Genomic DNA, 21,739 nt, shown 5'->3' on the forward strand with positions numbered 1-21,739 from the left:
GTCAATGTCAGCGCGACGGGCGGGTAGCCGCGGCCGTCCCCCGAGGGCGTTGGCGCTCCTGTGGTGGTGCGCCTCGCTGCGGCACTGCCGCGCGGCGCGGTCTCCTCGATCAGAGGGCTGCCGTGGCGACGATTTCGATTTTCCAGGCCGGGTTGGCCAAGCGCGCCTGCACGGTGGCGCGCGGCGGGGTATGACCCGCGGGCACCCACGCGTCCCAGACGCGGTTCATGCCGTCATAATCGGCCAGGTCGGCAAGAAAAATCTGCACCATCAGCAGCCGCGTCTTGTCGGTCCCGGCGCGCGCCAGCAGCGCGTCGATCGCCGCCAGTACCTGGCGCGTCTGGCCCTCGATGTCCTGGGTGGTGTCGTCCGGGACCTGTCCGGCCAGATAGACCGTGCCGTTGTGGATGGCCATCTCGGACAGGCGCGGGCCGACGTCGAAGCGTTGCACCATGATGAAAAACTCCTGATTGATACGAAACTGCGGAAGGCGGCGGTCAGGCGGTCGGGCCGCCCAGCACGCAGCGCGCGGCGGCCAGATCCCAGCCGGCCCAGCCGCAGCTCTTGAACAGAACGGGGCCGTCGTCGCGCCGTGCCCGCCGCCACGCGGGGGTGTCGCGCACGACGTCGGCCAGTGTCGGCAGCGCGGTGACGTCGAGCCCCGCCTGCAGCAGGTCGCCGGCTTCGTGGTCGGCGTCGCGCGTGTCCACCACCAGCGTGCCGGTCGCGGCCAGGTGCCGGCACACGTCCGGCGCCCATTCGACCATGCGCGGGGTGAAGGCGCCCACCGCCGCGACGAAGGCGTCCGCGCGCGGTCGCGCGCGCAGCGCCACCGCCTGGGCGGACGTGCAGCTCACCACCAGCGGGCAGTCGGCCAGCGCCGCGTCCGCGTCGTCCACGCGTTGCGCGTCCAGGCCCAGCGCCTGCGCGTGGCGCACCAGCGCATCGGCGCTCGCCCGGCTGCGCGAGGCGACGCGCACCGCCCGCACGCCCAGCCCAGCGGCGAACGCCTCCAGGTGCGCGCGCCCCTGTACGCCGGCGCCGACGATCAGCAGCGGGCCGTCGCGCCGGTGCGCGAGCCGCCGCGCCGCCAGTAGCGACACCGCCGCGGTGCGCCGTGCCGTGACGGTGGGACCGTCCAGCAAGCCAAGCCGGCGCCCGTCGCGCGCGTCGAAAACGACGATATCCCCCTGGATCGCGGGCAGCCCGCGCGCCGGGTTGTCGGCGACGAAGGTGATGAGCTTGGTGATCGCGAGCGTCGCGTCGGCGGTCGGCATCACGAACAGGCTGCCGCCACCGGGCAGCGGTTGCACGAGGCGCGGCGGGACCACGACGGTGTCGTCGCGCATCAGCGCCTCGATGGCGTCGGCCAGCGCGGGGTAGGGCAGCGCGGCGGCCGTCGCCGCGGCATCGAGCACGAACGTACCGGCAACGGGCGGTGGCGGCACCGGCGTTTGGGTCGCGGGGGCGGTGATCGTCATCCAGTGTGCGGGCCCGCAGTGTCGGTGGCGGCCCCGTCGGTGTCGGGGCCGGCGGCTGTTTCGTGCGCGTCTGGATCGGTGGCCGGGGCGGCCCGCAGCGGCAGCGCGAAGTGGAACGTCGCACCCTCGCCCGGGCGGGCGTCCGCCCAGATGCGGCCGCCGTGGCGCTCGATGATGCGGCGGCACAGCGCCAGTCCGATGCCGGTGCCTTCGAAGTCCTGCGCGCGGTGCAGGCGCTGGAAGACACCGAACAGCCGCTCGGCACGGGCCGGGTCGAAGCCCACGCCGTTGTCTTCAACCCAAAACACCGCCTCCTCCCCCTGGGGGCCGGGCTGGACGCGGCCGCCCACGGCGATGCGCGCGTGGGGTTGTTTGCGGGTGTATTTGAAGGCGTTGGCCAACAAGTTGTCCCATACTTGCGACAGCAGCAGGGCATCGCCTTCGACGTTGGGCAACTCATGCGGAATGTCGACCTCGACGCCATAGCCCGGCGGACGTTGCAGGGCGGGGTCGTGTTGGACGCGGTGCAAACTGCTGTGTACCAAACTGAGCATGTTCAGCGGTTGGGGCTGCAGCGCGGCGCGTCCCAAGCGGGCAAAGGCCAGCAACCCTTCGATGAGGCGGTGCATGTGCGCCGCGGCATTTTCGATGGTGCGCAAGTCGCGCTCGACGTCTTGCGCGATATGTCCCCGCAGGTCTTCGCGCAGCACCTGCACATAAGCCGAAATGTGGCGCAGGGGGGCGCGCAGGTCGTGGGAGACCGAGTAGGAAAATGCCTCCAGATCCTGGTTGAGACTGTGCAGCTGCCGTGTGCGCTCTTCGACTTTGCGCTCCAGCGCGTGGTTGAGGTCGCGCAACAGCTCCTCCAGTCGGCGCATCTCGGTCATGTCGCGCACCAAGCACGCCGTGCCCAACGGTTCGCCCTCGGCCCCCCGCAGCGCCGCGTAAACGACGTGTGCCCACAGCCGCTGACCGTCGGCGCAACGCAGCCAGAGCGTGGCTTCACTCTGACCCAGTAGCGCCGCACGCTCCAGCGCCTGCGCCGCATCGGGGGGTAGCGGGTGGGGGGCGTCGGGACGATCCGGTCCCGCGGTACCCAGCACCGCTGATGCTGGGTAGCCGAGCAGGCGCTGTGCGCTGGCCGGCCAGTCGATGATGGCCCCGTTGCTGTCCAGAAAGAATAACGCCGCGTCGCGCAGTCCATCCGACAGGGCCTGCCAGCGCGCGTGTTGCAGCGTCAACCATGCGCTTTGGTGTTGCAGTTGCTGCTGCAAGTCGGCTTGCTGCGCACGCAGCTCCGCTGCGTGCCGCTCCCACGCACTGTCGTCGCGCAGCAAAATGCATACGCCTCTGACGGCACCGTCCACCGTGTCTGGCAACACCGTCAGCGACCAATGCGCTGCGTTATCGCATCCAGGGCAGGCCGTTTGAAATTGACCGGGCTCGTTGCGCAGGGCTTGTGCGACCCAAGGCAGTAGCACGTCCAGCCAATCCGGGCTGAGCACCTCGTGCCACGCTCGATCTTCCACTTGGTTGGGCCGTATCCCAGGGCGCAGCAGGGGTTGTACGGCCGCATTGGCAAAGCGACAACGCAGTGACGCGTCCAGGATGAGACAGCCATCGGTGAGCCGGTGCAGGACACGAACCGCCACGTCGCCAACCGAATCGGGTGTGGTACCGGACGGGGCTGTCGCGTCGCTGCTGCCCGCGCAATTTTGCGTATGGATGGCCAATGCCTCGAAAAACGAGGGCGGCAACTGAGGGGGCCAGGGGTGGCGGGGCATTGGCTGCATGAATTTACTGTAGCGCAAGCAACTGCGACACTGAAGCCCGTTGCGGGTATCCGGTGGCAGCGTCTGGCTCCCCGGCTGTGGCGTCGGGGGCTACCGGAGCGCCGAGCCAGATTTGCGGTGAAGCCGCGCAGCCACGCCACAGGCGCTCCTCCTGACCTTGTTGTGGCGTGACATCAATAGCGCGGCAACTCCGGGTGCGGCAGCCGCCCGCCGCGCACCAGCAGTTTGCCGTATTCCGCGCAGCGTTGCAGGGTCGGGATGACTTTGCCCGGGTTGAGCAGCCCGTGCGGGTCGAAGGCGCGCTTGATCGCGAACATCTGCTCGCGTTCCTCGGGGCTGAACTGCACGCACATGCTGTTGAGCTTTTCCACGCCGACGCCGTGCTCACCGGTGATCGTGCCACCCATCGCGACGCTGGTCTCCAGGATGTCGGCGCCGAACGCCTCGGCGCGCCGGAATTGATCCGGGTCGTTGGCGTCGAAGAGGATCAGCGGGTGCAGGTTGCCGTCGCCGGCGTGGAAGACGTTGACACAGCGCAGGCCGTATTTGGCCTCCATCGCCTGGATGGCGAGCAGGATGTCGGCCAGCCGCTTGCGTGGGATGGTCGAGTCCATGCACATGTAGTCCGGGCTGATGCGGCCACTCGCCGGGAAGGCGTTCTTGCGTCCGCTCCAGAAGCGCAGCCGCTCCGCCTCGTCGCGGCTGACGGCGATGCGCGTCGCGCCCGCGGCGCGCAGCACGGCGCTCATGCGCTCGATCTCCTCGGCCACTTCCTCGGGCGTGCCGTCGGATTCGCACAGCAGGATCGCCGCCGCGTCGAGGTCGTAGCCCGCGTGGACGAAGTCCTCCACCGCTGCCGTCATCGGCTTGTCCATCATCTCCAGCCCTGCCGGGATGATGCCGGCCGCGATCACCGCCGCCACCGCCTCGCCGGCGCGGCGCACGTCGTCGAAGCTGGCCATGATGCAGCGCGCCAGCCGCGGTGTCGGGGTCAGGCGCACCGTGACCTCCAGCACCACGGCGAGCATCCCTTCCGACCCCACGACGAGCGGCAGCAGGTCCAGCCCCGGCGCGTCCGGGGCTTCGCTGCCGAAGGTGATCGGTTCCCCCTCCACGGTGTAGCCGCGCACCTGCAGCACGTTGTGCAGCGTCAGCCCGTACTTCAGGCAGTGCACGCCGCCGGAGTTTTCCGCGACGTTGCCCCCGATCGTGCAGGCGATCTGGCTGCTCGGGTCCGGTGCGTAGTACAGCCCATGGGGCGCGGCCGCCTCGCTGATCGCGAGGTTGCGCACGCCGGCCTGTACGACCGCGGTCTGCGACAGCGGGTCGATGCGCAGGATGCGGTTGAAGCGCGCCAGCGACAGCGTCACGCCCAGCGGGTGCGGCATCGCGCCGCCGGACAGGCCCGTGCCCGCGCCGCGCGCGACCACCGGGACCTTCAGCAGGTGGCAGGTGCGCAGCACCGCCTGCACCTGCTCCTCGGTTTCCGGCAGCGCCACGGCCAGCGGCCGCTGGCGATACGCCGTCAGGCCGTCACACTCGTAGGGCGTCGTGTCCTCCGGGGTCCACAGCAGGGCCTCGGGCGGCAGCACCAGCGAGAGCGCGCGCACCACTTCGGCCTGGCGCGCGGCGCGCTGGACGGCGTCGGTTTCGGGGGTTTCGATGGCGGTCATGGCGGGAGCGTCAAGGGTCGGGTGGCGCGGCAGGCAATGTTGTGACGTGCAGTGTAGGCCAGCGCCCGGTGCTCTGGCTGAAAAAACCTGGATCGCTGCGTGAAGCCGCATCCAACGCGGCGGCGATCGGCACGGCGAGGGCCGATCCGCGGTGGCGCGACAGGGCCGGCACAGGGCAGCGCAGGCGCTCGCGCCGCGGGCGTTTGACCACGATCAAAAGCCAGTCACGAGGTTGCGCCGGGGCCCTTGAATCCGGCGCGCCTTGACCCTAATTTCCGTGGTAACCGCAACGGGACGCGCCGGCGACGTGGAGACGCGGGGCGCGCCCCGAAGCCCAAGATTCTCCACGACGAAAGGAGCACACGATGAGCAACCTGATCCCGCGTCGCATGAGCCTGTTCGATGAGTTCTTCCGCGACCTCGCACCGGGCTTCTACATCCGCCCGTTGCATGGCGAGCCGCTGCCGCAGCAGATCAAGCTCGACGTCAGCGAGTCCGACAACGCCTACACCATCGCCGCCGAGCTGCCGGGCGTGAACAAGGACGCGATCCACGTCACCGTGGAGAACAACGTCGTGACGATCAGCGCCGAGGTCAAGCAGGAAGACACCAAGCGCGACGGCGACAAGGTGTTGCACAGCGAGCGCTATTTCGGTGCTGTCTCGCGCACGCTGGCGTTGCCGGGCGACGTGGACGAAGCGCAGGCGAGCGCGAAGTTCGAAAACGGCGTGCTCACGCTGACGCTGCCGAAGAAGGTGGCGGTGGCGGGCAAGCGCATCCGCATCGAGTGAGGCGCACGCCCACGGGCAGCCGGTGACGGGCGGCTTCGCCGCCCTCCTGCACGGGAGCCGTTCCTGTACTTTGGCCCCTTTTATTGCTACGGCACGGTTTTGTCTTGAGTTCCCCGCTTTCCTCACAAGCACGGAACGCCGCGGGGGAGGCAAAACTTCTTTGTGCCGGATCAATAGGGCGCTTCCCTGTGGGGGAGCGTCGAGCGGGTTGGGGTGTTCATCAACCCACGGCCTGCTTGAGCCAGGCGGCAAACGTCGCGCATTCCCAGCGCTCCATGGCTCCGGCACGCCAGTACAGGTAGTGCGCGTGCGGGCTGGGCACGGTGCGCGGGTACAGGCGCACCAGCGTGCCGTTTTCCAGCCACGGCGCGCCGAGCTTGAGGCGCACCAGCGCCACGCCCATGCCGGCGGCGGCGCCGTCGCACATCAGGCCAATGTCGTTGAACTGCGAGCCGTCGGTCGGCTCGGGCCAGTCCAGCCCGTGCGCCGCGAACCACGTGCGCCACGGCTCGAGCGGGCTGCGCAGCAGCGGCAGCCCCTCCAGATCCTCCGGGCGCTCGAACGGCCCGTGTGCGCGCGCGAACGCCGGGGACGCCAGCGGCGTGACCTCGTCCTTCAGGATGCAGGTGAACTCCACGTCCTGGTACCGCCCGGTGCCGTAGCGGATGGTCAGGTCCGCGTCTTCCGCCACGACGTCGAGCAGCGGGATGCTGACCTGCAGCGTCAGGTCGATCTCGGGATAGGCCTCGGCGAAATGCTTCAGCCGCGGCATCAGGATCGAGCGCGCGAAGGTCGGCGTCACCGCCAGCCGCAGCTTGCGCCGGCCCGGGGTCGCGTTGCGGCTTGGGAAGCGCTGCAGCGCCGCCAGCCCCTCGCGCACCTGTGCCAGGTACTCGCTGCCCTCGGTCGTCAGCGAAAAGTCCGCCCGTCCGAACAGCTTGACGCCGAGCTGTTCTTCCAGTTGCCGGATGCGGTGGCTCACCGCACTGGGCGTGACGCACAGCTCGTCGGCCGCCTGCGTGACGCTGCGCAGGCGCGCCAGCGCTTCAAACGTCAGCAGACACTGGATCGGCGGGATGCGGGGGGCGGCCATGGGGTGACGTCAGTTGGGAAACGCGGGCAGTCCAGATTGCCCACACACCGCGGTTTTTTTATCGCTCCGGCACGATTTTGTCTTGAGTCCCCTGCTTCTCACATGCGAAGGGCGCGGTGCGGGAACACAAAGCTGCTTCGTGCTGGATCCGTATCGCGCCACGGTGTCTCAGCGGAAGACGACGGTGCGCTGGCCGTTGAGCAGCACGCGGTGTTCGCTGTGCCACTTGACCGCGCGCGCCAGCACCTGGCTTTCGGTGTCGCGGCCGATCGCGGTGAGGTCCTCCACCGTCATACTGTGGTCCACCCGCGCCACGTCCTGCTCGATGATCGGGCCTTCGTCCAGATCGGCGGTGACGTAGTGCGCGGTCGCGCCGATCAGCTTGACGCCGCGCTCGTGCGCCTGGTAGTAGGGCTTCGCGCCCTTGAAACTGGGCAGGAAGCTGTGGTGGATGTTGATCGCGCGACCGGCCAGCCGCTCGCACATGCCGTCCGACAGGATCTGCATGTACCGCGCCAGTACCACGAGTTCGGCGCCTTCTTGCTCGATGATTTCGAGCTGGCGCGCCTCGGCCTGCGCCTTGGTGGCCGCGGTGACCGGGATGTGGTGGAACGGCACGTTGTAGCTGGCGGCGAGCTGGTAGAAGTCGCGGTGGTTGCTGACGATGGCGCGGATGTCGAGCCGCAGCAGGCCGCTTTTCCAGCGGAACAGCAGGTCGTTGAGGCAGTGCCCCTGCTGGCTGACGAAGATGACGGTGCGCATCGGCTCGTGCCACGGGTGCAGGCTGCAGGTCATGCCGTGCGCCTGGCCGAACTCGCGCACCAGCGCGCGCAGGCCATCGGTGTCGCGGCCTGGGCACGTGAACTGCACGCGCATGAAAAAGCGCCCGCTGTCGCGGTCGTTGAACTGCGCGGCTTCCTCGATGTTGCCGCCGTGCTCCAGCAGAAAACCCGACACGGCATGCACGATGCCCGGTTTGTCCTGACAGGACAGGGTGAGGACGTAGGTGTCTTGCATGGGGCGGAATTGTCGCAGTTCGTCGTGCGTTTCTCCGGTTCTGTGTCCTTGCTTCCGCCTCTCAGGCCCCGCGTCCCTGTTCCAACAGGTGCACCAGCGTCAGCAGCGCGTGGTTGACCGGCGCCGACAGGCCGTGCGCGCGGGCGCGCGACACGACGTAGCCGTTGAGGTGGTCGATTTCCGTCGGATGGCCGCGCAGCAGGTCGCGCGCCGTGGACGAGATCTGCGTGGCCATGCCGGTGGCGATGCGCGCGACGTCCGCGTCCAGCGCGTCGGCACCCAGCGCGATACCATCGGCCGCCGCGACCGCGACGCACTCGCGCACCACGTGGCGCAGCATTTCCGGCACGCCCGCCTGCGCCCACAGCCAGCCGTAAGGCCGGGCGGTGATGGCCGACAGCGCGTTGTACGCGCAGTTGACCACCAGCTTGGTCCACAGCGCGTGCGGGACCGCGTCGGAGACGGTGGTGGGCACGCCCGCGTGGGCCAGCGCCGCCTGCACGCGGTCCGCCTGCGCGAACGGCGCGAGCACCAGCTCGCCACGGCCGTGGTGCCGCACGTGGCCCGGGCCTTCCAGCCCCGCCGCGACGTACACGACGACCGGCACCACCGGGCGACCCAGCACCCGGCCGAGCCGCTCGGCATTGTCGACGCCGTTTTGCAGGCTCAGCACCGCTGTGTCCGGCCCCAGGTGGGGGCGCAGCGCAGCGGCAGCGGCTTCGGTGTCGCCGGATTTGACGCACACCAGCACCACGTCGGCGCCGGTCACCGCCGCGGGGTCGGTGTCCGCCTGCACGGCGATCGTTTCGTCGAAGGTGGCCGTCTGCAGCCGCAGGCCGCGCTCGCGCATCGCCTGCACGTGCGCCGGGCGCCCGATCAGGACGACCGGCACGCCGGCGCGCGCCAGCAACGCGCCGTAGTAGCCACCGACGGCGCCGGCGCCGAAGACGGCGAAACGGGGCCAGGGCGCAACGGGGGTGGGATCCGGCATGGTCGGTGTCTCCTCGGGGCGGTCGGGACAGGGGATGGCAAAAGAGGATGGTAACGGTCGACGGCGGTCAGGACTGGCGTGCGGGGATAATCCTGGCCACAACGCAACGATGCCACCGCAGGAGGAACCGCATGGCCCGCCCCGTCGATGTCGTGATTTTGGCCGCTGGCAAAGGCACGCGCATGAAAAGCGCGTTGCCCAAGGTGTTGCAGCGGCTGGGCGGGCGGCCGCTGCTCGGTCATGTCCTCGCGGTGGCGGGCGCGCTGGGGGCGCGCCGCACGGTGGTGGTGACGGGCCACGGGGCCGATGCGGTGGAGGCGGCGCTGCCGGGGCTGGCCCCGGGGCTGGCGGTGCAGGCCGTGCGGCAGATGCCGCAGCTGGGCACCGGCCACGCGGTGCAGCAGGCGCTGCCGCTGCTCGACGACGACGGGGTGACGCTGGTGTTGTCTGGCGATGTTCCGCTGACGCGGCCCGAGACGCTGGCTGCGCTCATCGCGGCGCAGACGGCCGCGGGGCTCGACGCGCTGGCGCTGCTGACGGTGACGCTGGACGACCCGCACGGCTACGGGCGCATCGTGCGCGACGACCAGGGTGCGGTGCGCGCGATCGTCGAGGAAAAGGACGCGACGGACGCGCAGCGCCGACTCACCGAGGTCTACAGCGGGATCCTGGCCGCACCCACGGCGCGGCTGCGCCAGTGGCTCGCGCGGCTGGACAACCGCAACGCCCAGGGGGAGTACTACCTGACCGACGTGGTGGGCCACGCGGTGGCCGACGGCGCGCCGGTGGTCGCCCACCGCATCACCGACGCGGTCGAGGTCGCGGGCGTCAACAGCCCGGCGCAGCTGGCAGCCTTGGAGCGCGCCCATCAGCGCCGCGTGGCCGACGCGCTGATGGCGCAGGGGGTGCGGCTCGCCGACCCGGCGCGATTGGACGTGCGAGGGGAGCTCGTTTGCGGGCAGGACGTGGAGATCGACGTCAACTGCGTCTTCGAAGGGCGCGTGGTGCTCGGTGACGGTGTGCGCGTCGGCGCGAACTGCGTGATCGCGAATGCCACGGTCGAGGCCGGCGCCGTGATCCACCCGTTCACGCACATCGACGGGGAGGCCGCGGGTGTCGTCGTCGGCCCCGGCGCGCGGGTGGGGCCATTCGCCCGCCTGCGCCCGGGCACGCGGCTCGGGGCGGACGTGCACATCGGCAATTTCGTCGAAGTGAAGAACAGCACGCTCGGCACCGGCGCCAAGGCCAACCACCTGGCGTACCTGGGCGACGCCACGGTGGGCGAGCGCGTCAACTACGGCGCGGGCAGCATCACCGCCAACTACGACGGCGCCAACAAGCACCGCACCGTGATCGAAGCCGACGTGCACGTCGGCAGCAACTGCGTGCTGGTCGCGCCGGTCACGCTCGGCGCGGGGGGCACGGTCGGCGCCGGTAGCACCATCACCAAGGACACGCCCGCGGGGGCACTGACGGTGGCGCGGGCCAAGCCGGTGACGGTCATGGGCTGGCAGCGTCCCACGAAGAAGCGCCCGGACGCCGCTTGAAACCGACCGCGTGCGTTGGCCGTCCTGGCCCGCCAGGCCCCGTTGCAGCGGCGGGTGCGCGCATATCCCCATGCCGTCGTGTCATGAAGGTCGTCCCCGTCTCGGGGGGCTGGTCTCATGCGTCGGCTGATGAGGTTGGTTGGTGGGCAGCCGTGCTGGGCAGGGGCAGGCGCGGGTCGAACTTGGCGCGGCGCACGCTGAAATAGGCCTTGACCTGGCGCACGTTGGCGTCGGCGGTGAACAGGCGCTGTGCCAGCGCGTGGTAGTCGCGCATGTCGCGGGCGGCCACGACGAGCACGAAATCCGGGCCGGCGCTGACGCGGTAGCACTGCTGCACGCACGGTTCGGCGACGGCGCGTGCCTCGAACGCCGCCGCGTGCTCCTCGCCCTGGCGTTCCAGCCCGATTTCGACGATCGCAGTCAGCCCCTCACCCGCGAACGCCGCGACGCGTTCCGGCTGCAGGATCGCGACCCGCCGCTCGATCAGCCCCGCCGCCTCCAGCCGGCGCACGCGCCGCAGCACGGTCGCCGCGGAAACCCCGTGGCGTGCCGCCAGCGCCTGCAGCGGCTGGCTGGCGTCGGTCTGGAGGGCGTCGAGCAGCTGCCAGTCCAGCGGGTCTAAGTCCAGCGGGTCTATGGAAAAAACGTTCATGTCATTGATGTTTGTGAAATAAAAATGTAGCTTTGGGCGAATCTGTAAGAGTATTGCAAAAATATGCCGAAAAAGAAAACATCGTTCTTCTGGATCGTCGTAGGCTCGGTGCTGACGGAACAACACCCCGTTGGAGGACGTATCGATGTGTGGAATCGTCGCGGCCGTGGCGAGCACGGATGTGGTGGGCGTGCTGGTGCAGGGTTTGCAGCGCCTGGAGTATCGTGGCTATGACTCGTGCGGACTGGCCGTGCATCGCGGGGCGCCGCTCTCAGGGGAGCCGCTGGGCGCAGCGGCGCCGCGGGGGCTGGTCCGCGCGCGCAGCACCGCGCGCGTGGCCGAACTGATGGGCCAGGTGCGCGCGGAGGGTTTGCGCGCCGCCACGGGCATCGCCCACACGCGCTGGGCCACGCACGGCGCGCCGGCGGTGCACAACGCGCACCCGCACTTCAGCCACGGGCCGGGGGCGGACGCGGCCGGGCGGGCGCCGCGCGTGGCCCTGGTGCACAACGGCATCATCGAAAACCACGAGGCGCTGCGCGCCGAGCTGCAAGCGCGCGGCTACGTTTTCGAAAGCCAGACCGACACCGAGGTCATCGCGCACCTGATCGACAGCCTCTACGACGGCGACCTGCTGGAGGCGGTGCGCGCGGCCACCGCCCGGCTGCATGGGGCGTATGCGATCGCGGTGCTGCACCACGACGAGCCGCAGCGCGTGGTGGGCGCGCGCGCCGGCTCGCCGCTGGTGCTCGGCATCGGTGCCGAAGCGGACGGCCCCGCGGCGCACTACCTCGCCAGCGACGCGCTGGCGCTGGCTGACGTGACGAACCGCATCGTCTTTCTGGCCGAGGGCGATCTGGTGGACGTGTCGCTGGGCCGCTACCGCATCGTCGGCGCGGATGGGCGCGCGCTGGACGCGGCGGCGCGGCCGGTCAAGACCGTGCAGGTCGGCAGCCAGGACGTGGCCCTCGGCCCGTACCAGCACTACATGCAAAAAGAAATCTTCGAGCAGCCGCGGGCGCTGGCCGACACGCTCGAGGGGGTCGAGGGCATCGTGCCGGAGCTGTTCGACGACCACGGCATCCGCAGCCGCGCGGCGTGGCGGGTGTTTGGCGAGATCGACCGCGTGCTCATCCTCGCTTGCGGCACGAGCTACTACGCGGGCTGCGTGGCGCGCTACTGGCTGGAGGCCATCGCGCGCATCCCGACCACGGTGGAGATTGCCAGCGAGTACCGCTACCGCGATAGCGTGCCCGATCCGCGCACGCTCGTCGTCACCATCAGCCAAAGCGGCGAGACCGCCGACACGCTCGCGGCGCTGCGCCACGCGCAGTCGTTGGGGATGACGAATACGCTGACCATCTGCAACGTCGCCACCAGTGCGATGGTGCGCGAGTGTGAACTCGCCTACGTCACGCGCGCGGGGGTTGAGATCGGCGTGGCCAGCACGAAGGCCTTCACGACGCAGCTTGCCGGGTTGTTTTTGCTGACGTTGGCGCTGGCGCAGTCCAAGGGGCGTCTGAGCGCCGAGGACGAGGCGCGCCACCTGCGCGCGATGCGCCACCTGCCCGTCGCGTTGCAGGCCGTGCTGGCGCTGGAGCCGCAGGTCATCCGCTGGGCGGAGGACTTCGCCGCCAAGGAGCACGCGCTGTTTCTCGGCCGCGGGCTGCACTATCCCATCGCGCTCGAGGGCGCGCTCAAGCTCAAGGAAATCAGCTACATCCACGCCGAGGCTTATCCGGCTGGCGAGCTCAAGCACGGCCCGCTGGCGCTGGTCACCAGCGCGATGCCGGTGGTGACCGTGGCCCCGAACGACGCGCTGCTGGAAAAGCTCAAGAGCAACATGCAGGAGGTGCGCGCGCGCGGCGGCGTGCTCTATGTGCTCGCCGACGCGGACACGCACATCACCGGCGGCGACGGCCTGCACGTCATCCGCATGCCCGAGCACTACGGGGCGCTCAGCCCCATCCTGCACGTGGTGCCGCTGCAGCTGCTGGCCTACCACACCGCCTGCTTGCGCGGCACCGACGTGGACAAGCCGCGCAACCTGGCCAAGAGCGTGACGGTGGAGTGAGCGTGCTCCTGCAGAGCCCCGTGCCGTTTGGCTGACACGATGTGATCGATGGCCGCCCTGATGCGCGCCGACTCTGCTGGTCTGGCATTGGGCGGGGGTACCGGGGGCGGCGGGCCGACCCCGTGCGGTCGGCCGCACGGGCAGGGTTTAGGCGGGAGGGGCGCGCAGTGCCCTCAGTGACCGGTACACGGTGCCGCCGCGGCATGGGCGCGCAGTTCACGCCGGGCTTGCCGCCACACGGCCCAGCCTGCTTGCAGTGCCAGCAGCGCCATACCGCCGGCGACGATCCAGTCAGGCCACCCGTGCCGGGTTCCAAATACCCCTGCAGCCGCCAGCATCACCGCGACGTTGCCAATGGCGTCGTTGCGCGAGCACAACCACACGCTGCGCATGTTGGCATCCCCCTCGCGATAGCGGTACAGCATCCACGCCACGGCCAAGTTGGTCGCCAGCGCCAACATCCCCACCACACCCATCGTCGCGGCGTGTGGCAGGGTGCCGCTGTAAGCCGCCCAGGCGGTGCGCACCAGCACGTATACGCCAAACAACAGCATACTGGCCGCTTTGAACAGGGCTGCGCGCGCACGCCAGACGGCGGTGGCACCCAGTACCGCCAAGGAGACGGCGTAGTTGAAGGCGTCGCCCGCGAAGTCGATGGCGTCGGCCAACAGCGCCTGTGATCCCGCGGCGATGCCCGCCGCAGCCTCCAGCACAAACATCGCCGCGTTGAGTGCGAGCGCCCACCACAGAACGCGTCCGTAGCGTTGTGCTTGCGCTGCCGACAGCAACGAAGGGCAGGCGTGGTCGTGTGCGTGGGTGTGCCCGAGGTGAATCGACATGGTGAACTCCTTGGTATGACAATCGGGTCACCCATTGGAAACCCTGGAGTCGCTCGAAAGTCAAGAGGACCATGTCCCTGGGGAGAAAAACGCGATGCGCATCCACACCCTGGCCAAGCGGGTCGGCATCGATCCCGACACCGTTCGGTTCTACGAGGCGCGGGGCTTGCTGCCGCAGCCGCGGCGCCTGCCCAATGGCTATCGGGACTATGACGATGCCGACGTGCAGCGGCTGCACTTCATTCGGCACTGCCGCGCCTTGGAGATGCCGCTGGAGGAGATACAGGCTTTGCTGCAGGTATGGGAAGGTACGCCGTCGCGCCACCGGGATGTGCACGCGCTCATACGCGCGCAGCAGCAGCGCGTGCGCGAACGCCTGCGTGCCTTGCGCGCGTTGGAGCGTCAGCTGCAGGCCTTGCTGGCGCGCTGCCAACACGGGCCGCAACAGGAGCCGACAGGACGCTGCCGTGTTCTCGATGCGTTGGCACACGACCTGTGCGAGGCCTCTTGTGGCGCGCGCCACGCATCCCCTGTGTCTCAGTCCCGCTGACAGCGGGCGCACGGGGTGTGCAGCGTCAGATGAGCGCGCGTCGTCGCCGCGTCCATCGCGGCCAATGTCTGCGCCAACTGTTGCAGGGCGCGCTCCAGCGCCGGTGACGGCAAAGGGGTGGGATCAGAGCGACCGCAGTGGGGACAGCTGCGGCTGATGGTCAAGCTTGGCTCGACGGCACCCACCCATACGAACGCGCCCGATCGGCGCTTGCCCTCCACCGCCGGGGTGACGTCGCGCACCAACCCCGCCTGCTCCAAGCGTTGTAGCAACCGATAGAGGGTGACGCGATCCAGGCCCACACCCTGCGCCGATAACGCCGCCAGCAACGTGGAGTGCCGCCACACGCGGGACGGATGGGCGCGCAACACGTCGATGGCGGCGCGCATGCCTGGACTCAGACGCAGACCGCGCTGCCGCAATCGTTGCTGGATACCCGCCGGTAGATCCATGGCTTAATGCAACAATGTTGCGCTATTATTGCCCAGCTGAGCGCTGGGCGGCGAGGCTTTGTCGTCGATCGGGCTGCGCCGCCCGTTGCGCCGTGGATGTGTGAGAAAGGAGTGCATCATGACCGCATGGGAGATGGTTGGTGGCCGCTGGATGAGCCGCTGGGTTCGCGGACCCAGGCGACAGCGGGCGCATTGGCGGCTGGCCGTCGCCTTGTGTCTGGGTGGTTGGCAGGTGTTGGTGGGTGCGGCCAATGCCGCACCCACCGAGGCGGCTGGCCCAGTGCCCGTGGTGACGAGTTTCAGCATCCTGGGCGATATCGTGCAGCAAGTCGGCGGCGATCGGGTGAGTGTGCGCGCGCTGGTGGGGCCTGAGATGGATGCCCACGTCTACCAGCCCAAACCCGCCGACGCGCGCGCCGTGGCGGCAGCCAAGCTGTTGGTGGTCAACGGCCTGGGGTATGAGGGGTGGTTGGAGCGGCTGCTGCGCAGCGCCGGGTACCGCGGCGAGCTGGTGCGCGTGACCGATGGGATCGAGCCGCTGCCGGCAGTTGCGCCGCAGCCCTCCAAAGCGCACGCGGCAGCACCGCGCCGCGGTCATGCGCACGGCCATGACCACGACCATGACCACGACCATGGCGCCTTCGATCCGCACGCGTGGCAGGATGTGCGCAACGTCATGGTTTATGCGCAACGCATCGCCGACGCGCTGTGCCGGGTGGATGCCCCTTCTTGCGATGGGTATCGCCAGCGTGCGCAGGCCTACCAGCAGACGTTGCGCGCGCTCGACGCCGATATTCGCTCGGCATGGGCCGCCATACCGGCCGAGCAGCGCAAAATCGTCACCTCTCACGATGCTTTTCGCTACTACGGCAACGCGTATGGCGTGACGTTTTTGCCGGCGCAGGGGGTGAGCACGGCCAGTGAGCCGTCCGCTGCGGGTGTCGCGCGGCTCATCCGGCAGATTCGGGCGGAGGGTGTACGGGCGGTGTTCGTGGAGCGCCTGACCGACCCACGACTCGTGCAGCGCATCGCGCGCGAGTCAGGGGTCCAACCCGCCAGCGAGCCGTTGTATTCCGACGCGCTGTCGCGCGCCGACGGCGCCGCCCCAGACTACGTTCGCCTGATGCGCCACAACACGCAGGCGATGGTCACTGCCGTGCGCGGCGCCACACCCTGACGGCGGTGCCTCGATTGGTCATCAGCGCAATCGCACACCGGGCAAGGCAGCCTTGGCGGCGGGAGCGAGGGTGCCGATGACCCACCCCGGTTGCCCCTGCGCGGCGGTGAAGGCGGCCTGCACCGCGTCGAGCGCGTCCGGCGCGCAGGCCACCAGCAGCCCGCCGCTGGTCTGCGGATCGGTGATGATCGTCTGCCATGCGCTGTGGTCGTCGGCGGGTAGCGCCGTCAGGTCCACGGCGTCGCCGTAGCTGGCCCAATTGCGGCCAGAGGCACCAGTGGCGATGCCATCAGCGAGCAGCGCGCGACTGACGTCCAGCACCGGCACGGCGCCTGCGTCCACCGTGGCGACGAGGCCCGCCGGGCGGCACATCTCCAGCAGGTGGCCGGCGAGGCCGAAGCCCGTGACGTCCGTCATCGCGTGCACCCCGGGCAGCCGCGCCAGCGCCGCACCGGCGCGGTTGAGCAGCGTGGTCCAGCGCCGCATCTCGCGGTAGCCGTCGGCGTCGAGTAGCCCCTTTTTCAGCGCGGCGGACAGGATCCCGACGCCCAGCGGCTTGCCCAGGACCAGCACGTCGCCGGGCCGTGCGCCGGCGTTCGTCTTGACGTGGGCCGGGTGCACGGTGCCGATCGCGGCCAGGCCGTAGATCGGCTCCACGGTGTCGATCGAATGCCCCCCGGCCAGCACGACCCCCGCCGCGCGGCAGGCGTGCGCGCCGCCTTCGAGCACGCGGCCGATGACCAATTCCGGCAACTGGTTGATCGGCATGCCGACCAGCGCCAACGCCAGCAGTGGCTCGCCCCCCATCGCATACACGTCGGACAGCGCGTTGGTCGCGGCGATGGCGCCAAAGTCGAACGCGTCGTCCACCACCGGGGTGAAAAAGTCCGTCGTCGCCACCAGCGCCAGATCGTCGCGCAGGCGGTAGACTGCCGCATCGTCGCTGGTGGCGGTGCCCACCAGCAGTTCGGGCGGTGCCAAGTGGGCCGGCACCTGCGCCAGCAGCCGCTGCAGCACCGCCGGGGCGATCTTGCAGCCGCAGCCGCCGCCGTGCGCCCACGCGGTCAGGCGGTTGGGGTCGCGTGTTTCGGTGTTCATCGTTTTCTCTCGTTCGGCGCGGACGCCCCGCGCCGCATGCATCATGGCCGTCAAGCCCGATATTGTCACGCTGGATCGCATCGGCGAGTTCGATACGCTGATCGACGCGCGCACGCCGGCGGAGTTTGCGCTCGACCACCTGCCGGGGGCGGTCAACCTGCCGGTGCTCGACGACGAGCAGCGTCGCCTCGTCGGCACGATCTACAAGCAGGCCGGCGCGTTCGAGGCGCGGCGCATCGGCGGTGCGTGGGTGGCGCGCAATATCGCCCGCCATGTGGAGCGCACGATGCAGGACAAGCCCGCGCATTGGCGGCCGCTGGTGTACTGCTGGCGCGGCGGGCAGCGCAGCGGTTCGTTCGTGCTGTGGCTGCGCCAGATCGGCTGGGCGGCAGCACAGTTGCAGGGGGGGTACAAGGGTTACCGGCGCTGGGTCGTGGAGCAGTTGCAGGCCCTGCCCCCGACGCTGCGCTGGCGGGTCGTCGGTGGACCCACGGGCAGCGGCAAGACGCGCCTGCTGCGGGCGCTGGCGGCGCGCGGGGCCCAGGTGCTGGACCTGGAGGCGCTGGCGCGTCACCGGGGGTCGATCCTGGGCGCGTGGCCCGACGGACAGCCGCAGCCGAGCCAGAAGGCGTTCGACACGGCGCTGGTGGACGCGCTGCGCCGCTTCGACCCCGCCCGACCCGTCTGGGTGGAGGCGGAGAGCCGCAAGATCGGCGCGGTACAGCTGCCGCAGGCGCTGGTGGACGCGCTGCAGCGGGCACCGCGCGTGCAGGTCGAGGCGCCGTTCGCCGCCCGGCTGGCGCTGGTGCTGGAAGACTACGCCTGGCTGGGTCGTGACCGGCAGGCGCTGGCCCAGCGACTGACCGCCTTGCGCGGCCTGCAGCCCAACGACACGCTGGCGCGCTGGCAGACCTGGGCGCTGGCGGGGCGGCTGACCGAGCTGTTCGCGGAGCTCATGACGCACCACTACGATCCGCTCTACCGGCGCTCGCAAGATCGCTCGGGAGTGCCGCCGTGGCGCACCGTGCCGGTGGCGGCGCTGGATGCGGACGGGCTGAACCGAGCCGCGTCGGATCTGCTGAACGACACGGGCCAGGGAACCCACGCATGACGATGAGCGAACGCGACGACACCCACCACGAGGCACCGATGCCGACCGCCGCTGCGTGGCTTGGCTACGGTGGGTTGCTGCCGTTTGCGGGCGGAGCCGCGGGGGTTTGGCTGACCGCCGGATTCGCGCAGTCCGCGATCGGTGCGGCGCTGTTGTGCTACGGCGGCGCCATCCTGAGTTTTCTCGGGGGCATCCACTGGGGTTGGGGGGCGCAGGCCGGTGCCGACCGGGTCGGGGCACGTCTGGTCTGGTCGGTGGTCCCGTCGCTGTGGGCGGCGTTTGCCATGACCTTGGGGCTGCTCACCGGGCCGCGTGTGGGCTATGCGGCGCTCGTCGCGGGCCTGCTGTTGTGGCGGGTGCTAGAGGTGGCGGCCTGCCCGCCCGGTCCGGTGGCGCCCTGGTACCCCCGGTTGCGCCGGCACCTGACGTTTGGGGCCGCGTCGTGTCTGGCCTTGGCGGCCGTGGCATCGCCGGCCTGATATGCGTCTGAATGTATAAGAAAAGAGAAAAAAAGTCGTTGGTGTTTTGACGGCCGGTGCCTAGAGTTACGGCCCATGATCGAATGGGCATATGTAGCGGGCGGCGCGGTCGTGGGGTTCATCGTCGGGCTGACGGGCGTCGGCGGCGGGTCGCTGATGACGCCGCTTTTGCTGTACGGATTTGGTGTGTCACCGTCGGTGGCGGTGGGGACCGACCTGCTGTTCGCGGGGCTGACCAAGGGCGTGGGGGTGTGGTCGTTCGCCCGCCGGGGCCTGGTGCCGTGGCGCGTGGTGCGCGACCTGGGCGGTGCCAGCGTCGCAGGGGTGGCGGCGATGCTGCTGGTGCTGCACACGGTCGGTGCAGCGAGCAAGGAGGTGGAGCAGGCGATTCGCGTCGCTCTCGGGGTGATGCTGCTATTGACTGCGATGGCCACCGCCATCAAAGTCATGCAGGCCGGCTGGCGCTGGCGCGCGACCCCTGCACCGGTGTTGCCTCCTGCGGACGACGAGACGGCCCAGCGGCCCCGCTGGCGCTGGGCGCCGTGGGGGTTCGGTGCGGCGATCGGTGCGCTGGTCGTGCTGACCTCGGTGGGGGCCGGTGCAGTGGGCGTGGTCGCGCTGATGGCGATCTATCCGCGCCTGCCGATGGCCCGCGTCGTCGCCGCCGACGTCACCTACGCCGTGCCGGTGACGCTGATCGCGGGTCTTGGGCACGCGGCGCTGCTCGGGACGGTGGACTGGGCGCTGCTGGGCTGGCTGTTGCTGGGGTCATGGCCCGGGATCTGGCTGGGCAGCCGCCTCGTGCAGCACGCACCGGTGGCGTGGTTGCGCACAGCGCTGTCCGCGATGCTGGGCTGGGTGGGGATCAAATTGTTGGGGGTGGTTTGACGCGACCACCCTGCCCAGGCCGCGAGCTGCGGTGGGTCAAGCCACCGGGGTGGCACCGGCCCCCACGATCACGACGGTTGGTCGGCCGCTGTGTTGGTCGCTGGCGCTTGCCAGCATACGGACGGTATGCTGGCTGTAGCGTACGTCGGGCCAGCCCGCGCGAGAGACGGCCAGCACCGGGGTGTCCGGGTGCCAGCCCGCCTCCAGCAAACGCTCCGCCAGAGCCGGCAGTTGTTTGCCCGCCATGTAAAACACTTCCGTATCGGCGTGACAGCCACCGCTGAGATCGCCTTCGCGCGTCATGGCCGTGGTCAGCGCCACGCTGCGGCCGCGGCCACGCCGCGTCAGCGGGCGCTGAAGATCGGCCGCAGCGGCCAGCGCCGCTGTGATGCCGGGAACGACCTCCGTGGTGTGCCCTGCGCCGCGCACCACCGCCAGTTCTTCCTCGAGTCGACCGAACACACTGGGGTCACCCCCCTTGAGGCGCACCACCACCGCATGTTGGCTGGCCAGTTGGAGCAGCATGGCATCGATGTCGGCCTGCGCGGTGGCGTGACAAAAGCCCCGTTTGCCCACGTCGATCCAGCGCGCTTGGGGCGCATGCTCGCGCAGCGCGGGGTCGGCCAGTGCGTCGGCCAGTACGACGTCGGCGCGCTGCAGCCACCGCAAGCCGCGCACCGTGATCAGGTCGGCCGCCCCCGCGCCGGCACCAATGAACACGACCGTGCCCATGGATCAGTCGACCAGCAGTGCACCGCTGGTGCGGTGGGTGCCAGGATCGACGAGGATGAGCGCACCGCTCATCGGCTCGCCGTGGAAGCGGCTTACCGGCAGTGCTTCGGCACATTGAATTTGTACACGCCCGATGTCGTTGACACCGAGCTGTTGCGCTGGCGTCGGCGCGAGCGTGTCGATATCGAGCCGATGTTCGATGGCGCTGATGCGGCCCTGCACCCAACGGTGGCCGTGACGCAACCAGTAGCGGCGACCCACGACGGCCGCTTCGGTGTCGAGCCATGCCAGCGTTGCACCAAAGCTCGAGCGAGCCGACAGTGAGCCAGGTGCCCCCAGCCAGTCGCCGCGGGAGATGTCGAGCTGCCGATCGAGCACGAGGCCGATCGATTGTCCCGCATGGCCCGCTTCGATCGGTTGCGCGCCGTGGTGCAGCACGGCGGCTACGCGTGCCCGCTCACCGCTGGGATGCACGACCACCTCGTCGCCCACACGTACGGTTCCCGCGCCCAGACGGCCCCAGAAAATGCGCGGCTGGTGTCCCGTGCCGTCGCCCTGCCGCGCCACCCACTGCACGCTCAGCCGCCACGGGGCGTCGGCGTCAGGCTGCAACACGGGCAACGACTCCAGCAGCGCCAGCAGCGTCGGTCCGCGATAGTCGCCGATGGCGGCCGGGGTGGTCACGTTGTCGCCGCGCAGCGCCGACACAGGGACGATGCCCGCCGGGTGCAGTCCCGCACGATCTGCGAAGGTCAACAACGCCTCCCGCGTGGCCGCAAACGCGGCCGCGGCGTCGGGCACGGCATCGATTTTGTTGACGGCAAAAATGATGTGTGGCACGCCCAAGCGCTGTACCAGCAGCGCGTGTCGGCGCGTCTGTGGCAACAAGGTGACCGGACGCTGGGTGAGATCGAGTTTGGTCACGTCCACCAGTACGACCGCGGCGTGGCTGCCAGCGGCTGCCGTGACCATGTTGCGCGTGTATTGTTCGTGCCCGGGCGCGTCGGCAATGATGAATTTGCGCCGTGGCGTGGCGAAGTAGCGGTACGCGACGTCGATGGTGATGCCTTGCTCGCGCTCGGCTTCGAGTCCGTCGGTGAGCAGCGACAAATCCAACGCCTCGCCGCGGCTGTGGCGGCGCAGCGCGTCGACCTGGTCGGTCAGCAGCGCGCGGCTGTCGTACAGCAGCCGACCGATCAGCGTGCTTTTGCCGTCGTCGACGCTGCCCGCGGTCAGAAAACGCAGCGCGGCGTGTGTGTCGCCCGCCGAGTCATCGTGGCGGAATGCGGTCGTGTCCATCG

At 69.8% G+C, this 21,739-nt stretch carries 21 protein-coding genes; 8 read left to right on the forward strand and 13 right to left on the reverse strand.

The window, feature by feature from the left end; all coding sequences use genetic code 11:
* Nucleotides 1-109 precede the first annotated feature (109 nt).
* The 4 genes from LCC91_RS00415 to LCC91_RS00430 form a co-directional block, all read right to left on the reverse strand.
* The gene (locus LCC91_RS00415) at nt 110-454 is read right to left on the reverse strand and encodes a RidA family protein (RefSeq protein WP_043700755.1); all 345 of its coding nucleotides are present in this window, start codon (nt 452-454) and stop codon (nt 110-112) included.
* Between the two features lie 43 nt (nt 455-497).
* A complete protein-coding gene (locus LCC91_RS00420) occupies nt 498-1,481 on the reverse strand; it encodes a delta(1)-pyrroline-2-carboxylate reductase family protein (RefSeq protein ID WP_082007563.1) in 984 nt (327 codons plus the stop codon).
* A complete protein-coding gene (locus LCC91_RS00425; protein WP_161936812.1) occupies nt 1,478-3,133 on the reverse strand; it encodes a PAS domain-containing sensor histidine kinase in 1,656 nt (551 codons plus the stop codon). The genes LCC91_RS00420 and LCC91_RS00425 overlap by 4 nt, the downstream gene beginning before the upstream one ends.
* Before the next feature lie 314 nt (nt 3,134-3,447).
* Entirely contained in the window at nt 3,448-4,947 is a 1,500-nt protein-coding gene (locus tag LCC91_RS00430; RefSeq protein WP_043700757.1) for an FAD-linked oxidase C-terminal domain-containing protein, read from the reverse strand.
* A 365-nt stretch (nt 4,948-5,312) separates the two neighbouring features.
* Here LCC91_RS00430 and LCC91_RS00435 point away from each other — a divergent pair, with 365 nt between their 5' ends.
* Nucleotides 5,313-5,738 carry an Hsp20/alpha crystallin family protein gene (locus LCC91_RS00435; RefSeq protein WP_043700760.1) on the forward strand — a complete coding sequence of 142 codons (426 nt, stop codon included), beginning with the start codon at nt 5,313-5,315 and terminating at the stop codon, nt 5,736-5,738.
* 220 nt (nt 5,739-5,958) lie between these two features.
* On the opposite strand, the gene LCC91_RS00440 is transcribed toward LCC91_RS00435, so the two are convergent.
* From LCC91_RS00440 to LCC91_RS00450, 3 genes are all read right to left on the reverse strand, one after another.
* Nucleotides 5,959-6,831, reverse strand: coding sequence for a LysR substrate-binding domain-containing protein (locus tag LCC91_RS00440; RefSeq protein WP_043700761.1), 873 nt, complete (start codon nt 6,829-6,831; stop codon nt 5,959-5,961).
* A 168-nt stretch (nt 6,832-6,999) separates the two neighbouring features.
* Nucleotides 7,000-7,848: a formyltetrahydrofolate deformylase gene (gene purU, locus LCC91_RS00445; RefSeq protein WP_043700762.1), complete on the reverse strand. Its 849-nt coding sequence runs from the start codon at nt 7,846-7,848 to the stop codon at nt 7,000-7,002.
* Between the two features lie 61 nt (nt 7,849-7,909).
* The gene (locus LCC91_RS00450; RefSeq protein ID WP_043700763.1) at nt 7,910-8,839 is read right to left on the reverse strand and encodes a ketopantoate reductase family protein; all 930 of its coding nucleotides are present in this window, start codon (nt 8,837-8,839) and stop codon (nt 7,910-7,912) included.
* A gap of 131 nt (nt 8,840-8,970) precedes the next feature.
* Here LCC91_RS00450 and glmU point away from each other — a divergent pair, with 131 nt between their 5' ends.
* Nucleotides 8,971-10,386: a bifunctional UDP-N-acetylglucosamine diphosphorylase/glucosamine-1-phosphate N-acetyltransferase GlmU gene (gene glmU, locus LCC91_RS00455; RefSeq protein WP_043700764.1), complete on the forward strand. Its 1,416-nt coding sequence runs from the start codon at nt 8,971-8,973 to the stop codon at nt 10,384-10,386.
* 115 nt (nt 10,387-10,501) lie between these two features.
* Here glmU and LCC91_RS00460 read toward each other — a convergent pair whose 3' ends face one another.
* The gene (locus LCC91_RS00460; RefSeq protein WP_185974881.1) at nt 10,502-11,038 is read right to left on the reverse strand and encodes an Lrp/AsnC family transcriptional regulator; all 537 of its coding nucleotides are present in this window, start codon (nt 11,036-11,038) and stop codon (nt 10,502-10,504) included.
* A 145-nt stretch (nt 11,039-11,183) separates the two neighbouring features.
* On the opposite strand from LCC91_RS00460, the gene glmS reads away from it, so the two are divergent.
* Nucleotides 11,184-13,112 (forward strand): glutamine--fructose-6-phosphate transaminase (isomerizing), encoded by a 1,929-nt coding sequence (glmS, locus tag LCC91_RS00465; RefSeq protein ID WP_043700765.1) that lies wholly within the window; start codon nt 11,184-11,186, stop codon nt 13,110-13,112.
* A 173-nt stretch (nt 13,113-13,285) separates the two neighbouring features.
* On the opposite strand, the gene LCC91_RS00470 is transcribed toward glmS, so the two are convergent.
* On the reverse strand, nt 13,286-13,951 hold the full coding sequence (locus LCC91_RS00470) for a cation transporter (protein WP_043700766.1): 666 nt from the start codon (nt 13,949-13,951) through the stop codon (nt 13,286-13,288).
* Nucleotides 13,952-14,045: 94 nt separating this feature from the next.
* On the opposite strand from LCC91_RS00470, the gene LCC91_RS00475 reads away from it, so the two are divergent.
* A complete protein-coding gene (locus LCC91_RS00475) occupies nt 14,046-14,501 on the forward strand; it encodes a MerR family transcriptional regulator (RefSeq protein ID WP_058616077.1) in 456 nt (151 codons plus the stop codon).
* Here LCC91_RS00475 and LCC91_RS00480 read toward each other — a convergent pair.
* Nucleotides 14,489-14,890 carry a hypothetical protein gene (locus LCC91_RS00480; protein WP_052231554.1) on the reverse strand — a complete coding sequence of 134 codons (402 nt, stop codon included), beginning with the start codon at nt 14,888-14,890 and terminating at the stop codon, nt 14,489-14,491. The two genes, LCC91_RS00475 and LCC91_RS00480, sit on opposite strands and share 13 nt — an antisense overlap.
* A 181-nt stretch (nt 14,891-15,071) precedes the next feature.
* Between LCC91_RS00480 and LCC91_RS00485 the strand changes: the two genes are divergently transcribed.
* A complete protein-coding gene (locus LCC91_RS00485; RefSeq protein WP_197052556.1) occupies nt 15,072-16,130 on the forward strand; it encodes a metal ABC transporter solute-binding protein, Zn/Mn family in 1,059 nt (352 codons plus the stop codon).
* 21 nt (nt 16,131-16,151) lie between these two features.
* On the opposite strand, the gene selD is transcribed toward LCC91_RS00485, so the two are convergent.
* Complete coding sequence (gene selD / locus LCC91_RS00490; RefSeq protein WP_043700829.1) at nt 16,152-17,228, reverse strand: selenide, water dikinase SelD; 1,077 nt, start codon at nt 17,226-17,228, stop codon at nt 16,152-16,154.
* Nucleotides 17,229-17,271: 43 nt separating this feature from the next.
* Here selD and mnmH point away from each other — a divergent pair, with 43 nt between their 5' ends.
* The 3 genes from mnmH to LCC91_RS00505 all read left to right on the forward strand — a co-directional run bounded on the left by mnmH (nt 17,272) and on the right by LCC91_RS00505 (nt 19,706).
* Nucleotides 17,272-18,339 (forward strand): tRNA 2-selenouridine(34) synthase MnmH, encoded by a 1,068-nt coding sequence (gene mnmH, locus LCC91_RS00495; protein WP_043700768.1) that lies wholly within the window; start codon nt 17,272-17,274, stop codon nt 18,337-18,339.
* Nucleotides 18,336-18,818, forward strand: coding sequence for a DUF3429 domain-containing protein (locus tag LCC91_RS00500; RefSeq protein WP_082007566.1), 483 nt, complete (start codon nt 18,336-18,338; stop codon nt 18,816-18,818). Before mnmH ends, LCC91_RS00500 begins: the two co-directional genes overlap by 4 nt.
* A 75-nt stretch (nt 18,819-18,893) precedes the next feature.
* The gene (locus tag LCC91_RS00505) at nt 18,894-19,706 is read left to right on the forward strand and encodes a sulfite exporter TauE/SafE family protein (RefSeq protein ID WP_143897658.1); all 813 of its coding nucleotides are present in this window, start codon (nt 18,894-18,896) and stop codon (nt 19,704-19,706) included.
* A 36-nt stretch (nt 19,707-19,742) separates the two neighbouring features.
* On the opposite strand, the gene cobA is transcribed toward LCC91_RS00505, so the two are convergent.
* The gene (cobA, locus tag LCC91_RS00510; protein WP_058616080.1) at nt 19,743-20,438 is read right to left on the reverse strand and encodes a uroporphyrinogen-III C-methyltransferase; all 696 of its coding nucleotides are present in this window, start codon (nt 20,436-20,438) and stop codon (nt 19,743-19,745) included.
* A 3-nt stretch (nt 20,439-20,441) separates the two neighbouring features.
* Nucleotides 20,442-21,737 (reverse strand): sulfate adenylyltransferase subunit 1, encoded by a 1,296-nt coding sequence (locus tag LCC91_RS00515; RefSeq protein WP_043700773.1) that lies wholly within the window; start codon nt 21,735-21,737, stop codon nt 20,442-20,444.
* Between the last annotated feature and the right edge of the window lie 2 nt (nt 21,738-21,739).

Source organism: Tepidimonas taiwanensis, from assembly GCF_020162115.1.
Lineage (GTDB): Bacteria > Pseudomonadota > Gammaproteobacteria > Burkholderiales > Burkholderiaceae_C > Tepidimonas > Tepidimonas taiwanensis.

Coding starts and splice junctions, on each gene's coding strand:
- LCC91_RS00415 (WP_043700755.1), bottom strand. CDS start 454: ATGGTGCAACGCTTCGACGTCGGCCCGCGCCTGTCCGAGATGGCCATC.
- LCC91_RS00420 (WP_082007563.1), bottom strand. CDS start 1,481: ATGACGATCACCGCCCCCGCGACCCAAACGCCGGTGCCGCCACCGCCC.
- LCC91_RS00430 (WP_043700757.1), bottom strand. CDS start 4,947: ATGACCGCCATCGAAACCCCCGAAACCGACGCCGTCCAGCGCGCCGCG.
- LCC91_RS00435 (WP_043700760.1), top strand. CDS start 5,313: ATGAGCAACCTGATCCCGCGTCGCATGAGCCTGTTCGATGAGTTCTTC.
- LCC91_RS00440 (WP_043700761.1), bottom strand. CDS start 6,831: ATGGCCGCCCCCCGCATCCCGCCGATCCAGTGTCTGCTGACGTTTGAA.
- purU (WP_043700762.1), bottom strand. CDS start 7,848: ATGCAAGACACCTACGTCCTCACCCTGTCCTGTCAGGACAAACCGGGC.
- LCC91_RS00450 (WP_043700763.1), bottom strand. CDS start 8,839: ATGCCGGATCCCACCCCCGTTGCGCCCTGGCCCCGTTTCGCCGTCTTC.
- glmU (WP_043700764.1), top strand. CDS start 8,971: ATGGCCCGCCCCGTCGATGTCGTGATTTTGGCCGCTGGCAAAGGCACG.
- LCC91_RS00460 (WP_185974881.1), bottom strand. CDS start 11,038: ATGAACGTTTTTTCCATAGACCCGCTGGACTTAGACCCGCTGGACTGG.
- glmS (WP_043700765.1), top strand. CDS start 11,184: ATGTGTGGAATCGTCGCGGCCGTGGCGAGCACGGATGTGGTGGGCGTG.
- LCC91_RS00470 (WP_043700766.1), bottom strand. CDS start 13,951: ATGTCGATTCACCTCGGGCACACCCACGCACACGACCACGCCTGCCCT.
- LCC91_RS00475 (WP_058616077.1), top strand. CDS start 14,046: ATGCGCATCCACACCCTGGCCAAGCGGGTCGGCATCGATCCCGACACC.
- LCC91_RS00480 (WP_052231554.1), bottom strand. CDS start 14,890: ATGCGCGCCGCCATCGACGTGTTGCGCGCCCATCCGTCCCGCGTGTGG.
- LCC91_RS00485 (WP_197052556.1), top strand. CDS start 15,072: ATGACCGCATGGGAGATGGTTGGTGGCCGCTGGATGAGCCGCTGGGTT.
- selD (WP_043700829.1), bottom strand. CDS start 17,228: ATGAACACCGAAACACGCGACCCCAACCGCCTGACCGCGTGGGCGCAC.
- mnmH (WP_043700768.1), top strand. CDS start 17,272: ATGGCCGTCAAGCCCGATATTGTCACGCTGGATCGCATCGGCGAGTTC.
- LCC91_RS00500 (WP_082007566.1), top strand. CDS start 18,336: ATGACGATGAGCGAACGCGACGACACCCACCACGAGGCACCGATGCCG.
- LCC91_RS00505 (WP_143897658.1), top strand. CDS start 18,894: ATGATCGAATGGGCATATGTAGCGGGCGGCGCGGTCGTGGGGTTCATC.
- cobA (WP_058616080.1), bottom strand. CDS start 20,438: ATGGGCACGGTCGTGTTCATTGGTGCCGGCGCGGGGGCGGCCGACCTG.
- LCC91_RS00515 (WP_043700773.1), bottom strand. CDS start 21,737: ATGGACACGACCGCATTCCGCCACGATGACTCGGCGGGCGACACACAC.